This is a genomic window from Streptomyces sp. NRRL S-87 (assembly GCF_000719335.1).
GTDB lineage: Bacteria > Actinomycetota > Actinomycetes > Streptomycetales > Streptomycetaceae > Streptomyces.
On sequence record NZ_JOGB01000099.1, the window covers coordinates 1 to 13,483 of the forward strand.

At 73.0% G+C, this 13,483-nt stretch carries 10 protein-coding genes and 2 pseudogenes; 6 read left to right on the forward strand and 6 right to left on the reverse strand.

Features of this window, described 5'->3' with window-relative positions; all coding sequences use genetic code 11:
* Nucleotides 1-260 (forward strand): annotated as a pseudogene (locus tag IF43_RS0134420) (hypothetical protein); the annotation flags it as partial.
* A gap of 159 nt (nt 261-419) precedes the next feature.
* Here the strand turns inward: IF43_RS0134420 and IF43_RS0134425 are convergent.
* On the reverse strand, nt 420-626 hold the full coding sequence (locus IF43_RS0134425) for a hypothetical protein (protein ID WP_234332639.1): 207 nt from the start codon (nt 624-626) through the stop codon (nt 420-422).
* A gap of 926 nt (nt 627-1,552) precedes the next feature.
* Between IF43_RS0134425 and IF43_RS0134430 the strand changes: the two genes are divergently transcribed.
* From IF43_RS0134430 to IF43_RS0134440, 3 genes are all read left to right on the forward strand, one after another.
* Nucleotides 1,553-1,837: a hypothetical protein gene (locus IF43_RS0134430; protein ID WP_030210397.1), complete on the forward strand. Its 285-nt coding sequence runs from the start codon at nt 1,553-1,555 to the stop codon at nt 1,835-1,837.
* 188 nt (nt 1,838-2,025) lie between these two features.
* A complete protein-coding gene (locus IF43_RS0134435; RefSeq protein WP_030210400.1) occupies nt 2,026-2,697 on the forward strand; it encodes a HEAT repeat domain-containing protein in 672 nt (223 codons plus the stop codon).
* A gap of 100 nt (nt 2,698-2,797) precedes the next feature.
* The gene (locus IF43_RS0134440; RefSeq protein ID WP_030210402.1) at nt 2,798-3,808 is read left to right on the forward strand and encodes a HEAT repeat domain-containing protein; all 1,011 of its coding nucleotides are present in this window, start codon (nt 2,798-2,800) and stop codon (nt 3,806-3,808) included.
* An 81-nt stretch (nt 3,809-3,889) separates the two neighbouring features.
* On the opposite strand, the gene IF43_RS37310 is transcribed toward IF43_RS0134440, so the two are convergent.
* The 3 genes from IF43_RS37310 to IF43_RS0134460 form a co-directional block, all read right to left on the reverse strand.
* Nucleotides 3,890-5,794, reverse strand: a complete 1,905-nt coding sequence (locus IF43_RS37310) for a methyltransferase (RefSeq protein ID WP_234332640.1) — start codon at nt 5,792-5,794, stop codon at nt 3,890-3,892.
* Between the two features lie 291 nt (nt 5,795-6,085).
* A complete protein-coding gene (locus IF43_RS0134455) occupies nt 6,086-7,297 on the reverse strand; it encodes a 4-hydroxybenzoate 3-monooxygenase (protein ID WP_234332641.1) in 1,212 nt (403 codons plus the stop codon).
* A 154-nt stretch (nt 7,298-7,451) separates the two neighbouring features.
* Nucleotides 7,452-10,304, reverse strand: a complete 2,853-nt coding sequence (locus tag IF43_RS0134460; RefSeq protein ID WP_324605148.1) for a M4 family metallopeptidase — start codon at nt 10,302-10,304, stop codon at nt 7,452-7,454.
* 150 nt (nt 10,305-10,454) lie between these two features.
* Here IF43_RS0134460 and IF43_RS0134465 point away from each other — a divergent pair, with 150 nt between their 5' ends.
* On the forward strand, nt 10,455-11,342 hold the full coding sequence (locus tag IF43_RS0134465) for a helix-turn-helix transcriptional regulator (RefSeq protein WP_051796821.1): 888 nt from the start codon (nt 10,455-10,457) through the stop codon (nt 11,340-11,342).
* A 358-nt stretch (nt 11,343-11,700) separates the two neighbouring features.
* The gene (locus tag IF43_RS0134470; RefSeq protein ID WP_030210410.1) at nt 11,701-12,135 is read left to right on the forward strand and encodes a hypothetical protein; all 435 of its coding nucleotides are present in this window, start codon (nt 11,701-11,703) and stop codon (nt 12,133-12,135) included.
* A gap of 290 nt (nt 12,136-12,425) precedes the next feature.
* Here the strand turns inward: IF43_RS0134470 and IF43_RS43310 are convergent.
* Both IF43_RS43310 and IF43_RS0134480 read right to left on the reverse strand, forming a co-directional pair.
* Nucleotides 12,426-12,760: pseudogene (locus IF43_RS43310) on the reverse strand (IS5 family transposase); the annotation flags it as partial.
* Nucleotides 12,761-12,816: 56 nt separating this feature from the next.
* Nucleotides 12,817-13,290 (reverse strand): hypothetical protein, encoded by a 474-nt coding sequence (locus IF43_RS0134480; RefSeq protein ID WP_030210412.1) that lies wholly within the window; start codon nt 13,288-13,290, stop codon nt 12,817-12,819.
* Nucleotides 13,291-13,483 lie beyond the last annotated feature (193 nt).

Here is a 13,483-nt window from a genome sequence, read left to right on the forward strand (position 1 = left end):
GCGGCGACTCCAACGCCGAGAACACCACCGTCGGCGGCACCGCCACCGGCGGCAACGCCAACACCGGCGGCAACACCTGCAAGAACAAGTGCACGATCATCACGGGCAACGCCACGGGCGGCGACGCCAGCGCCGACGCCGTGAACACCGGCGACGCCACCTCCGTCAGCGGCGACGCCACCGGCACCGGCGGCACCGTCTCCAAGAAGGACATCAAGAAGCAGGCCAAGGCGGAACTCAAGGCCAAGCTCGGCAAGTAGCAGGAGGACCGCTCTGCCGCCCCGCCCCCGCCCCCTCGTCGCGGGGGCGGGGCCGCAGAAGGTCCACGACGCAGGAGCGGCGGATGCGGGAGAGGTAGTCCTCTCCCGCATCCGCCGCTCCTGCCTGCGGTAGGCGGCCGCCTCCGGGCGATGGGGCCGTCAGGCGATCGGCTGCCTGCTCCCGTCGGGCAGCGCGCAGATCGCGCCCCCGCCGGGCACCGTCGAGATCTGTCCGCCCGCGACCGTGCAGGCTTCCCTGGTGATGGGCGGCGGCGTGGCGGACTGGGCGGTGGCAGCACCGACTGCGCTCGCGCCGGCCAGGACAGCCACGCTCAGGACGAGGCCGAGCCTCCTTCGCACACCCACGGCTTCCTCCTCTCGGGCAGCCCGTTCGCGCCTCTCCGAAGGACGGGCTCCGGGCCGACGTCGCCCCACCTCCCAGCATGGGCGAGGTACCGGCCACCCGCGAGGCCGGTCGCCTGTACGCCCACCCCTGCCGGACCTCGACCCCCGGGGAGCGGTCTGTCAAGTCCCGTATTCCAGTGGCGTGACGGTGGCGCACGGGTGGGGTTTATTTGAAGTACGCCCTCACCGGAGAAAACATCCGGAAAACGGGGGCAGAAAATCTCCCTCAGGTCAGAAAAGGAGGGCGGTTTTCACCTCCCCTTCCCGACATACCGAGTGGAGAATTCCGATGTTCGAGCGCATCCTGTCCCGTCGTATCGTCCTGGCCGGCGCTTCCGTGGCCCTGATCGGTGGCGGCATCGCCCTGCCGGCGACCGCGATGGCGGCCCCCGCCTCCGCCCCGCAGCAGGTGGTCTCGCTGGCCCACGCCGACAGCGCCGACGGCATCGCAAGTGAGCCGCGCCCAATGCGCCGCCGCCGGGAGGCGTGCGCGGGAGCCTCGGACGTAAAGGGCCCCGACCGGCCCGGGGGGGGTGGGCCTGGTCGGGGCCGGGCCCCGACCGGCAGGGGGGGAAGCCTGTCGGGGCGGTCAAACGGTGTGGGCACCGGGAAGGGTGGTCGCCTCACGGCGAAGGGGCACTGCGGGGCTTCAGCCGAACGATCTTCCCCGCAGGCTACGGTCGGGCCCGGGGACACAGTCCCTTCCCGTACCCACACCTGGATGAACGGTCAACCACCCCGAGATGTTCCCGGCCACCCGCACGGCCCGGTCCGGAGCCCCGGTGCCCCCTTCCGAGTGGCTTCCCCCTCCCCGCGAGCGGCACGGTCACGGGGGCGGGTATGTCCTCTCGCACCAGAGGACCTCGGGACCGCGAAGGAGATCAATCGTGTACGCAGTCGTGCGCCGGTACGAAGGGGTGACCGATCCTGCCGAGGCGGGACGCCTCGTGGCGGAGGGGTTCGTCCCCCTCCTGCGCCAGGTCCCCGGATTCGTTGCCTACTACTGGATCGACGCCGGCGACGGGGTGATGCTCTCGACCAGTGTGTTCGAGGACCACGCCGGAGCCGACGAGTCGGTCAAGAGGGCGGCGGACTTCGTCAGGGACAACCTCGCCTCCCTGCTGCCCAACCCTCCGCAGATCACCGCCGGCCCGGTGGTGGCCACGGGGTAGCCGGTCCGGCACGCGAAGCGGGGCGCGCACCTGCCTCCGGGGCCCTGGCCGGGAGTCGGGTGCCCCTGCACGCGGCCGTGGCGGCGGCCGCATGCCGCTCGCGGGGGCCGCGTGCCGCTCGCGGGGGCCGTGCGGCTTGACCTTGACACGGTGGCAAGGTCTTCAGTGCTGCCCAGGAGGTGGTCCCGGTGATCATTCGGGCAGAGGAAGTCAAGGCCGTGCGCGCGCTCCAAGGGCTGGAGAGCGCCGTTGCGTCCGTACGGCTGCGGGCGGCCCTCGCCCTGGGCTCGGCCCCGGACTCCCGCTGGGTCGGCGTACTGATCGAGCGGTGTGCGGTCGAGCCCGACTTCCAGGTGCGGGAGATGCTGACGTGGGCGTTGACCCGGCATGCGGCATCGGTGACGGTCCCCGGGCTGATCGACGCGCTCGGCTCGCAGCGCGCGCAGGCACGCAGTCAGGCCCTGCACACGTTGTCGAAGATCGGGGACCGGCGGGCGTGGCCGGCGATCACACGGGAGCTGCTGACCGACGCCGACGACGAAGTGGCGCGCAGTGCCTGGCGGGCGGCGGTCGTCCTGGTGCCCGAGGACGGCGCGGCCGCGCTGGCCGAGGTACTGGCGACCCGACTCGGACGCGGCGGGCACCAGACGCAGTTGAGCCTGAGCCGGGCACTGGCGGCCCTCGGTGAGGCCGTCGCCGGGCCCGTCCTGCGCGCCGCGCGGTCGGATCCGGCCGCTGGAGTGCGTCGGCACGCGATCGCCACGCAGCATCTGATGCGCGACCCTGATGCCGGGTTCGGTTCCGCCCTCGAGGAGGCCAAGAGGATCGTGGCCCTGGGCCCGTCGGCGCCGGAGGAGTGACGGGGGCCTGAAGCAGACGTGAGAAGAGGGGTGGCGAGCGGGTGACCACAGGGGTGCCGCGAGGCGTGACGCGCGGGGTGGCGGGCGGAGTGAGCGGGACGTGCTGATCGGTGAGGTGGCGCAGCGGTCCGGGGTCAGCGCCCGGATGCTGCGCCACTACGAGTCGCTCGGGCTGCTGCGGCCGACGGAGCGCACGGGGGCGGGCTACCGGGAGTACTCGGGCGAGGACATCCGGCGCATCTTCCACATCGAGAGCCTCCGGTCGCTGGGACTGTCGCTGCGGGACGTCGCGCGGGCGCTGGACGATCCCGGCTTCGAGCCCGCGGAGCTGATCGAGACCCTGGTGGGCCGGACCCGTGAGCGCATCGCGGCCGAGACGGAGCTGCTGACCCGGCTCGAGCGGATCGGCGCCGCGGACCCGGCCGGCTGGGAGGACGTCCTGCGTACCGTCGCGCTCCTGCACGCCCTTGACTCGGACGACCCGGCCAGACGGCAGCGCGCGGTCCTGTCCGCCGCCGGAGGGGCCGGGGGCGGGGTGCCGGTGGAGGCCTTGGTCGAAGCCGCGCTCGGCGAGCAGGACCCCAACGTCGCCGGAGCGGTCCGCTGGGCCCTGGCCCGCTCCGGAGATGCCGCACTGCCCCTGCTGGCGCAGGCGCTGACGTCGCCGGCCGCCGAGGTGCGTCGACGCGCCGTGCGGGCCCTCGCCGAACTCCCCGGCGAGGGCACGACGGCACTGCTGCGGGACGTCCTCACCGACACCGACCCGGTCTGCCGCCGGCGCGCGGCGGTGGCGCTGGCGGCGCGGGGGCTGGCCGACGCCGTCCCCACCCTGACCGAGATGGTCGCCGAACCGACCGGGGACGTCGAAGCGGCCGACGCGCTGGGCGCGTTGGCTGTCGATCCCGCACTCGCGGAACGCATCGTCAGCGGACTGGTCGACCGCCTCGGCCACGGCTCCGCGGCGCCGTCGGCCCGGCTGCGGCTGGCGCAGGCGCTGGCCGACATCCCCGGCCCCGCCGCCGCCCGGGCCCTGACCGACCTGTCGCACGACGCCGACCGCACCGTCGCCCTCACCGCCGACTACGTGCTGCACCTGCGGCGAGCAGCGTGACCGACCGCTTGACGCCCCGGTGTGGTTACGGCGGTCGTCGCCCGGCCGTGCCCCGGGGCGGGCCCTGCCGGAGGCGGCGGGTCAGGATCTGCGGGCGTGCAGCGCGTGGGCGCCCAGCGGGAGCGGCGTGTGTCCGACGTAGCCGAGTCCGCAGTCCTCCAGCAGCCGGGCGTAGTGGTCCGCGGTGCGCTCCCGGCCGCCGGTGTTGCACATCATGTGCAGGTCCCAGGCGGTGGCCAGTGACGGTCCGCCGTCGCGGGGCAGGAGGCGTTCGACGACGAGGAGGTCGGCGTGCGCGGGCATGGCGTCGGCGCAGTGCCGGAGGATGCTGCGGCACCGGTCGTCGTCCCAGTCGTGCAGGACGCGGGAGAGGACGTAGACGTCACCGCCGGGGGGTACGTCCGCGAAGTCGCCCGCCCGGAAGGCGCAGCGGCCCTCGGCGCCCGCGGCGGCCAGCCGGGTACGGGCCGCTTCGAGCACCTCGGCGCGTTCGAGGAGGACGCCGCGCAGGGTGGGGTGGGCGGTCAGGACGCGGGCCAGGAGTTCCCCCGTGCCGCCGGCCACGTCGACGACGGTGCGTGCGGGCCCGGGGGCGGTGGCGGCGGCCGTGAGGACCGGGTGGGCGGGCAGGGGGTCGAAGAGGGCGGCGCTCGACGCCATGGACTGGTCGAAGAGGGCGGCGAGTTCGGGGTGGCGGGCGAAGTAGTCGAAGTGGTTCTCGCCGTAGAGGTACTCGAAGCCGGGCTGTCCGGTGCGCACGGTGTGGGCCAGGTGGACGAACGACTGGTAGAAGGGTCCCCCGTACATCAGTGCCAGGGGCCGCATCGAGGCGGGGGCCTCCCCGTGCAGGAGCGCGCCGGCGCCGGTGAGGCGGAATCCGTCCGGGCCTTCGCTGACGACCCCCAGCATGTCGAGGTAGCGCAGGAGTGTCGCCAGGCTCTGCGGATGGGCGCCGACGGTGCGGGCCAGCTCCTCGACGGTGGCGCCGGTGCGGCGGTCCATGGCCTCCGGCAGCCGCAGGCGCGCGCAGGCGGCCAGGGCCTGCGTGGTCCAGGCGCCGGTCATGAGGCGCAGGAGCGTTTCCGCCGGCTCGGTACCGTCCGACCGCGCCTGGTCCCGACGGGCCTGGTCGGGAAAGGCCTGGTCAGGAAGGGGGCGGTCGGGACGGGGGCGGTCGGGACGGGGGCGGTCCGGAAGGACCTGGTCCGGGCGCCGCGCGCCGCCCTGGGCGGGGTGCTGGGCCAGGTGCTCGGCGAGCACGTCGCGATGGTCACCCCCGGCGTAGAGCTCCACGCGCCGGTACGCCGTCCTCGTGGCGGCGGGGGCGGTGAAGTAGAACACGGTCCCGTCCTCGTGCGGGTTGTAGCCGCCGCCGTCGGGCGCCGCGCCGTGGCGCGCGAAACCGGCCAGCAGCCCGCGCAGGACCAGGGGATCGGGTCGTACGACGTCGAAGGCGAGGTGCGCCTCGTGTGCGAAGGCGCGTTCCTCGGCGGCGATCCGGGACAGCGCGGAACCCGGTGGCACGGTCAGTGCGAAGACCTCGACCGCGCGGTCCTCTCCGGCGGGGCCGTGGACCTGGGGCCGGAGAATCCTTACGTCGAGTTCTGCGGGCTCGCGGCGGTGGCGGGCGGCCAGGCGCCGGCGGACCACGACGCTGGGCAGCGCCTCGGCCTCGGTGCTCAGGCCGCAGGCGGCGAGCTCGGAGCGGAGGGTGCCCTCGTCGGGCGGGAAGACGAGCACGGCGGCGTGCGCGAAGCGGCACCGGTCGGTCAGCGCCCGCAGTTCGGGGCCGTCGAGGCCGGGCAGGACGAGGGAGAGCAGGACGGCGGTGTCCTGCGCCCGGACGAACCGGGCCGTCGCGTCCAGTCGTGCCACGTCGTCGGCGACGACGTCGGCGGCCACGCCGGTGGCGGCGAAGTCGGTGGCGGCGTCGCTCGGCGCCGGTGGTGCGGTCGCGGGCAGGGCGGAGGGGCGCATGGTGTGCATTCACTGTCCGTGTTCGAAGAAGGGGAACTGCCGGGGCCGGTGGCGGGCTTGGGCAGCCCCTGGCAGGCCCGGGCGTGGCCGGGCCGGGGTGGACCGGGCCGGGGTGCTGGGGTCGATGACGGGGAGCAACGGAAGGACGGGGTGCGAGAAGGGTGCCGTGAGGTGCGCGGGCGGGCGCGGGAAGGGTCGGGGAACGGCACCGGCGGTGCGGGAGGGAGCGGGAGGGTGCCCGGAGGGCGGCGGGAGCGCGCGGGGAGCCGGCGGGCGGCGCCGGGACGTGGGCGCGGACGCTCAGACGCCGACGTAGTTCTCGGCGAACCAGTCCTGTTGGGCGCGCGAGGTGCGCAGTGCGGCGATGCGGGCGCGCCGCAGGCCCTCCTGGAAGGGGGCGGACTCCTCGGAGTCCGGGGTGCCGTGGAGCAGGCGGATCATCCAGTGCGAGAACTCCTGCGCGCGCCAGATGTGGGCCAGGCACCGCTGCGAGTAGTGCTCCAGGGGTTCCGTCCGCCCGTGCGCGAGGGCGTCGGTGAGGGCGAGGGCGAGGACCTCGGCTCCCAGCACCGCGAGGTTGGCGCCCTTGGCGGCGGACGGACTGATCAGCGCGGCGGCATCGCCGACCAGGAACAGGTTGCCGTGGCGCAACGGTTCCAGCACGTCGGACTCGAGGCGGACGACGGAGCGTTGGACGATCCGGCCGCGCAGCAGCGGGCCGTAGCGGGCCGCTCCCATGCGCACGGCGAGTTCGTCCCAGATCGCGTCCTCGCTCCACGCGTCGGTGCCGGCGCCGGGTTCGCACTGCAGGTAGTAGCGGGTGATCTCACGGGAGCGCGCCATGTGGCCGGCGAATCCGCGCGGGTGGACGGCGTAGCCGACGGCGTCCAGGCTCGGTGGCGCCTCGGCGAGCAGGCCGAGCCAGGAGACACCGTGGTCGCGGTGGTGGCAACGGACCGCGCCCGGCGGGAGCGAGCCCCGCCCGGCCCCGTGGCGGCCGTCGCAGGCGGCGACGTACCGGGCCCGCCAGCGCGCGGGGCGTCCGTCGCGGTCGCGTACCGTCACCGCGGGGGTCGGGCCGTCCGCGTCGCGGACGGCGAGGGCCTCGGTCTCGAAGTCGATCCGGCCGCCGGCGTCGAGGTAGTCCGCCAGGAGGTCGGCGACCAGGTCCTGTTGGGGGTAGACGGTGTGCGGCTCGCGCCGTCCGAGGTTCGTGTAGTCGAGGCGGAAGCGGCCGTCCTCGGTGCGGAACTCGCACACCCCGTGCTGCTGTCCGCGCCGGCGCAGTCCCTCGTCCAGACCGTTGCGCTCCAGGACGCGCACGGTGTTCGGGGCGAGGAAGCCGGCCCGTGCCCTGGTCCGGACGTGCTCGCGTCCGGCGCGTTCCAGGACGACGCAGTCGATCCCGGCGCGGAGTAAGAGGTTGCCCAGCACCAGGCCCGCGGGCCCGGCACCGAGGATCACCACATCAGCCGAGTCCTGGGCGACCCGGTCGTACCGACTCTCTGTCACAACGGTGGATCATAGGCAGCGAATACGACATGACCCGACGAAGATCACCCGAATGCCCCGTGGTGAGAGAAAAGGATTCTTCCCACGTCGCGTCGCGCGAGGGGGCGGGCCCGGCCCGTGGGCCGGTCCCGCCCCCCGTGGGTCACCGGTCAGGTCAGCAGGTCCCGGCCGGCCGGTCGCGGACGACGAGGTCCGTCGAGCCCGTGGTCGCGTCGAGCCAGACGACCTGACGGCCCGCGCCCGCCGCCGGGTAGCTCTGCTCGCCCCGGTTGCAGGAGACGCGCTCGCGGCGGGAGCCGTCGGTGGTCAGCTGCCAGAGCTTGGGCAGCGACTCGTTGCGGTACCGCGTGTCGGGCGTCAGGCCGACGACCGTCAGCGCCTCCTGCGAGACCGTCAGGTCGGTGGCGATGAGCGCCCCCGGCTTGTGCTCGCTGCTGACGGCGGCCGCGTGGGTCCCGTCCAGGGCGGCGCTCATGATCGTCAGCTGCCCCGCGTCGCCGTCGTCGGTGTCGCTCAGCCAGAACACCTTCTCGCCGTTGATGCCGGTCTGGCCCAGGCCCTGCGGCTCCTCGAGGTTCTCCGCCAGCACGGCCTTGCCGGTGGTCAGGTCGACGACCTCCACGCCGAGGCGGTAGGTGCCGCCCTGCGGGTAGAGCTTGGCGTAGGCGATCCTGTTGCCGCTGATGGAGGGCAGCGCCGTGAGGACGTTCCACTTCCGGCCGTCGGTGAAGACGGGGGCCTTGTCGGTGGGCCGCTGGTAGCCCACGTGCCGGCCGCCGAAGAAGTCGTACTCCTCGAACACGACCGTGTTCTTCTCCACCCGCAGGCCGGAGACGCCCGTCACCGAGCTGTAGAGGGTCTTGATCGGCCCACCGGCGACGGGGCGCGAGAGGATGTCGACCGAGGTGGGGCCGTAGGCGGTCCAGACCACGGTCCTGCCGTCGGTCGCCGGGCCGGTGTGGTAGCGGCCGTCGTTGGGGCTGATCACCTTGGCGCCGCCGGTGCCGTCCAGCCGGCCGGCGTAGACGGAGTAGGGCTCGGACCCGTCCTCGTTGGACTTCGAGGCCGTCCACCATCCGCCGCCGGCGCCCACGCCGGAGTCGGTGGTGTTCAGCCCGCCGAAGAGGGTGTCGCTGTCCACGCCCAGGGCCTGCTCCCAGCCCGGGACGATGCCGTGGGCGTTGAACGAGCGCTTGACCGTGTTCTGCTGGGCGGCCGTCACGCCGAGGGCCCTGGCCGCGGCGAGCACCGCGTTGCGGGCCTCGGTGAACCCGTCGATCGGCGTCATGTACTCGGTGAGGGCCTTGTACACGATCCGGTCGGCCAGCTGCCCGCCGAGGTCCTCGCGCATGTCCCACAGCGCGCCCGAGAAGATCGTCGAGTTCAGGTGGACGCCGCCGTTGTCGGTGGCGAACGACACGCCCAGGAAGCTCTTCGAGGTCGTGGCCCCGTCGTTGAGGTTGCGCAGGGCACAGTCCGCGGCCGCCTTGGTACGGCACAGGTCCTCGCCGATCAGGCCCGCGGCGGGGTCGCCCATCGGCGTACCGCTGGCGGTGACGTCGATCGCGTTGCCGAAGTAGTCGGCGATGGCCTCGTTGAGCGCGCCGGACTGGCCGGCGTACACGAGGTTCGCGGAGTGCTCCACGACCCCGTGGGTCATCTCGTGGCCGACCACGTCGGTGTCGGCCGACAGCGGCTTGAACTCGTCGTCCCCGCTGCCGTACACCATCTTGGTGCCGTCCCAGAAGGCGTTGACGTACGGCAGGCCGTAGTACGTCACGCCGACCAGCGAGTTGACGGTCATCCCGGCGCCGTCGAGGCTGTCCCGCCCGTGGCTGTTCTTGAAGTAGTCGTAGACCCGGCCCGCGTTCCAGTGCGCGTCCACGGCACCGGAGTCGGTCGCGACGGCGCCGAACGCGGTGGTCGGGGACGAGAACATCTTGATGCCGGTCGGCCACCTGCCCGAGGCCTCCGAGACCGACGTGCCGCGCGCGTCCCAGGTGGCCAGGAGGTTCTTGGTGGTGGCCCGCATGCGGCCGGCGTCGGCCAGGAGGTAGGTGGCGGTGGACGGGTCGTAGGCGACGTCCAGCGCGGTCGCGGCGCCGCTCAGCCTGGTCCCCGACCCGGTCTCGGGGACCAGGCCCGCGGGCACCGGCGGCGGGGCGTCCGCGGTGGGGCCCTCGGCGGTCTCGCCGACGGTACGGGCCGCGGGCGCGGCGACCGTCTTCAGCGCGCTGTACTGGAGCACGGGGTAGCCGGAGCGGGCGTCGACGTACACCTCCTCCACGACCGGGGCGCCGGTGCCGGGAGCCGTGCCGCGCACCGTGACGCGGTAGGCGAGGACGCCGGCGCCCTTCGGCAGGACCACCAGGCCCTTCGCCTCGCCGGTCAGGCCGGTGGTCGCGGCGTCGTCCTCCGCGCGCGGAGCCCGGCTCTTGTCGAGGACGCCGTTCAGCCGGCGGGCCGTGGCCGCGACGGCGCGCCGGACCGCGAGGTCCTCGCCGATCTGCGGGGTGACGTCGGTGCGCAGGGCGGTGAAGTAGTGCCCTGACGTGCCTGTGACCACGCGCTTGCCGTCCCGCTTCTGCATGCGCACCACGTACTGTCCGCCCAGGACGTCGACGCCGCGGTACCTCTGCTGCAACCGGACGGTCTCACCGGTACGGCCGGTGGTGGTGGTCGCCAGGGGGGTGAGATCGCTGCCCGCCCGGGGGATCTTGTAGCGGCTCTTGTGCGCGGCGAGGTGCCGGCGGGCGGCGTCGGCCGGGGCGGCCTTCGCGTCCACGGGCTCGCGGAGGCCCTCGACGAGGACCGGCGTCGCGGTACCGCGGCCGGGCACGAGGTTCGAGGGTCCGGCGTCGGGGTCGACGGCCCACGCGGGCGAGGCCGGGAGGGCCATCGCGGCGGCCAGCAGAACCGCGAGGCCGCCGGCCGATCGGAGCGGTTTCCGCCATATCCGCCTCGTGGCCGGGGTGCTCGTCGACGAGGGCGTGTGGGACTTGGGCAAGGGGTCTCCTCAACCATGAGTGCCTGTCGTGTTGCTGTGAGTCGCCGCCATGCAAGCGCTGCGGGCCGCTCCCGGGCCAGACCCGGGGGCCCCTCGGAACTGGCCACGCACACTTGTGAGGACTCTGTGAAGCGGTTCAGAATCCCCCGCATGATCGATACCGACCGGTATGACCTGACTCCGGCCCGCACGCAGGACGACGACGGGCCGGTCGTCCACGCGGCCGCCGACCCGGCCGACGCACTGCGCACGCTGATCCAGCGCCGTCAGGCGTTCCTCCACCAGGAGTCCGCGGACCTGAAGTCCCTGCAGTACTACGCCGACCGGCTCGCCGACCGACTGCCGCCCGGGCCGGCCGACCCCGAACGCCGCGGAGACAGCGGTGCCCTGACCGGCAGTCCGACGGTCGCGGCCCGCCTGGACGCCGTCCTGCGGGCGGCGGAGGCGGAGGTCCTCGTCCTCGACCGGTCGACCTGCCGGCCGGACGCACCGGGCGCCGACCGGGAGGCGGGGGTGGTGGACTGCGACCGCATCCGCGAACTCCTGGCCCGCGGAGTTTCCGTACGGACCGTCACCGACCGCAGGAGCACCGACTTCCCGGACCGCGCCAAGGCCCTGGTCGCCCTCACCGAGCTCGGCCTGCAGGCCCGGATCGGCCTGCGTCTGCCCACCGGGATGGTCCTCGTGGACCGGAGCAGCTGCCTGCTCCTGCCCTCGGACGGCGACGGGGCGGCCGAGACCGCCCACGTCCTGGGCGGCCTCCTGCTGCACCACGTCGCGCTGCCGCTCTTCGAATCCCTGTGGGCGCGCGCCACCCCCGTCGGCAGCGCGGGCAGCCCGCTGACCGCCGACCAGCGCGAGTTGTTGGGCCTCCTGGCCTCCGGCCTCAAGGACGAGTCGATCGCCCGGCGGTTGGGGGTCCACGTGCACACCGCCCGGCGGCGCATCAGCCGGATGCTCGAGGAGCTGGACGCCGACACCCGCTTCCAGGCGGGCGTCCAGGCCGGTTTCCGCGGCTGGCTCCGCCCCGCTCCCTGATCCGGTACGCCGCCGACACGTGCCGGCAAGCACGACGCGGCCCCGCACTCCCCGAGTGCGGGGCCGGCGCCGTTCAGGCCCGCGCGGGACGCATCTCCTCCGCAGGGTCCCGGGCCGCCGTTCGCCGCGGAGCCCGGCCGCGCGCTCCGGACAGGGGGCGAGGCTGACGTGCGATCGCTCCCACCCGGAATCCGAGCCCGGAACGCATGCGGGAACGGGGGGTCCCATGCGCGCACGGGCCGGATCTGACGGCACCTCGGGGCGGCCCTGACGTGGGCTTTTCCGGTGAATCTGCCGGGTGGGGTGAACCGTGGCAGGCTGGGAGTGCGTGTTTTGCCCCAGTCAGAAGGAGCACGAAATGGCGACGCAGAGCGCGAGAGCGACCGGTGGCGGTACGCAAGGGTGGACGGCCGTGTCCGGCTGGACCCTGTTCGCCGGAACCATGCTGATCTTCGGCGGCGTCATGGCCGTCTTCGAGGGGATCGCCGCCATCGCCAAGGACGACGTGTTCGTCTCGACGCGGAACTTCACCTTCCAGTGGAGCCTGACCGGCTGGGGCTGGCTGCACCTCATCCTCGGCATCGTGGTGGTGCTGGCGGGCCTCGCCCTGTTCAGCGGAGCCACGTGGGCACGGGTCGTCGGTATCGCAGTGGCCGGCCTGTCCATGCTCGCCAACTTCGCCTGGCTGCCCTGGTACCCGTTCTGGGCGATCCTGCTGATCGTCATCGACGGCTTCGTCATCTGGGCCCTGTGCGTCGGCCCCAGCAGGGACCGGGAGGCCTTGCGGGTCTGAGACGCCGGCGGCCGGCACCGCTGCCCGCACGGCTGCGGGATCGGGAGAGGCACGACGAGGGGTTCCGGCTTCCCGACGGAGGCCGGAGCCCCTCGCTCTGCGTGCCCGGGCGTCGCCGCAGCACGAACTCCAAGGACTTGTCCGGGCGATCACGTTCGGAGCCAGGTGGTGAGGACTGCTGCCTCCTGCGCCACCTCCACCAGGCGGGTGACGGGACTTTGCCACGGTGTCTCGCCCTGGCGGTCTCCCATCGCGACCCCCTTTGGTGCGGGAGCCGGGGGCGGCTCGGTGCGGGCGCCGGCCGCGTGCTGATGCGCCCGCACGATGGTGGAGTCGACTGAGATGCCCCAGTCGATCTCACCCGCCGCGTCGGCCGCGGCCTGGACCTGCTGGAGCAGGCGTTCCCAAGTCCCGTCGCCCGACCACAGTCGATGGCGTTCATAGACCGTCTTCCACGGCCCGAACCGTTCCGGCAAGTCCCGCCACTGCACGCCGGTCCGCACTCGGTGCGGAATCCCGTCGATCACCTGCCGCTGGTCCCGCCACCTGCCGCAACTCCTGTTGCTGCCGGCAGGAACGGCTGCAGCCGTTCCCACTCCGCGTCACTCAGATCACCCCGCCCCATGACAGGGAGAACGACACGGACACACACCGGTCACAAGGTCGTACGAACGTTGCCCTCTACCCCGCGACGAAGGGTGCGTATCCCACCGGGACCTCGCTCACCTGAAGGTCCGAGAAGAGCAAGGTCAGGTTGTGCGCGTTGGTCTCAATGCACACCTCATGGAAGTCGACCCCGAGGGCGTTCGACCAGTGTCGGGTCGCCTCCGACTCAGGGAGAAGCTTGGCTCCCGGGTACAGACAGTGCCACTTCACGCCCCAGACGTATCCGTCGAGGTCGGCGTCGGTCTCGGACTCGATGAGCCGGTCATCCAATGAGACCCGCCAGGTGTCCGCCGGCACCGACGTCTCGCACCGGGCCTCAACGCAGTACCGAAAGAGATACCGCAGGTGACACGGCATGATGCCGGTACGGGGATCCGCAGTCGCGTAGACGATGACCTCGTAGTCGCGCATGTAGTTCGTGTATCCGTGGTGCACGACAGCGTGATCGAAGGTCTCGTCCAGCATCTGTTCAAGAACGGCGGTATCCATACCGCCCTTCTACCTCACTCGGCGGGACCTTCGAAAACGAGATTCACAAGCGCCAGGGATCGTCTCCTCAGAGATCGCCCGGGACAAGTCCTAGTCTAGGCGGTCGGGGTGGGTCCGGTGTCGAGGAACTCGCGGAGGGCGAACCCGACCAGGACGATCACGGCGGTCCAGATCACCACCATCATCGTCGGAT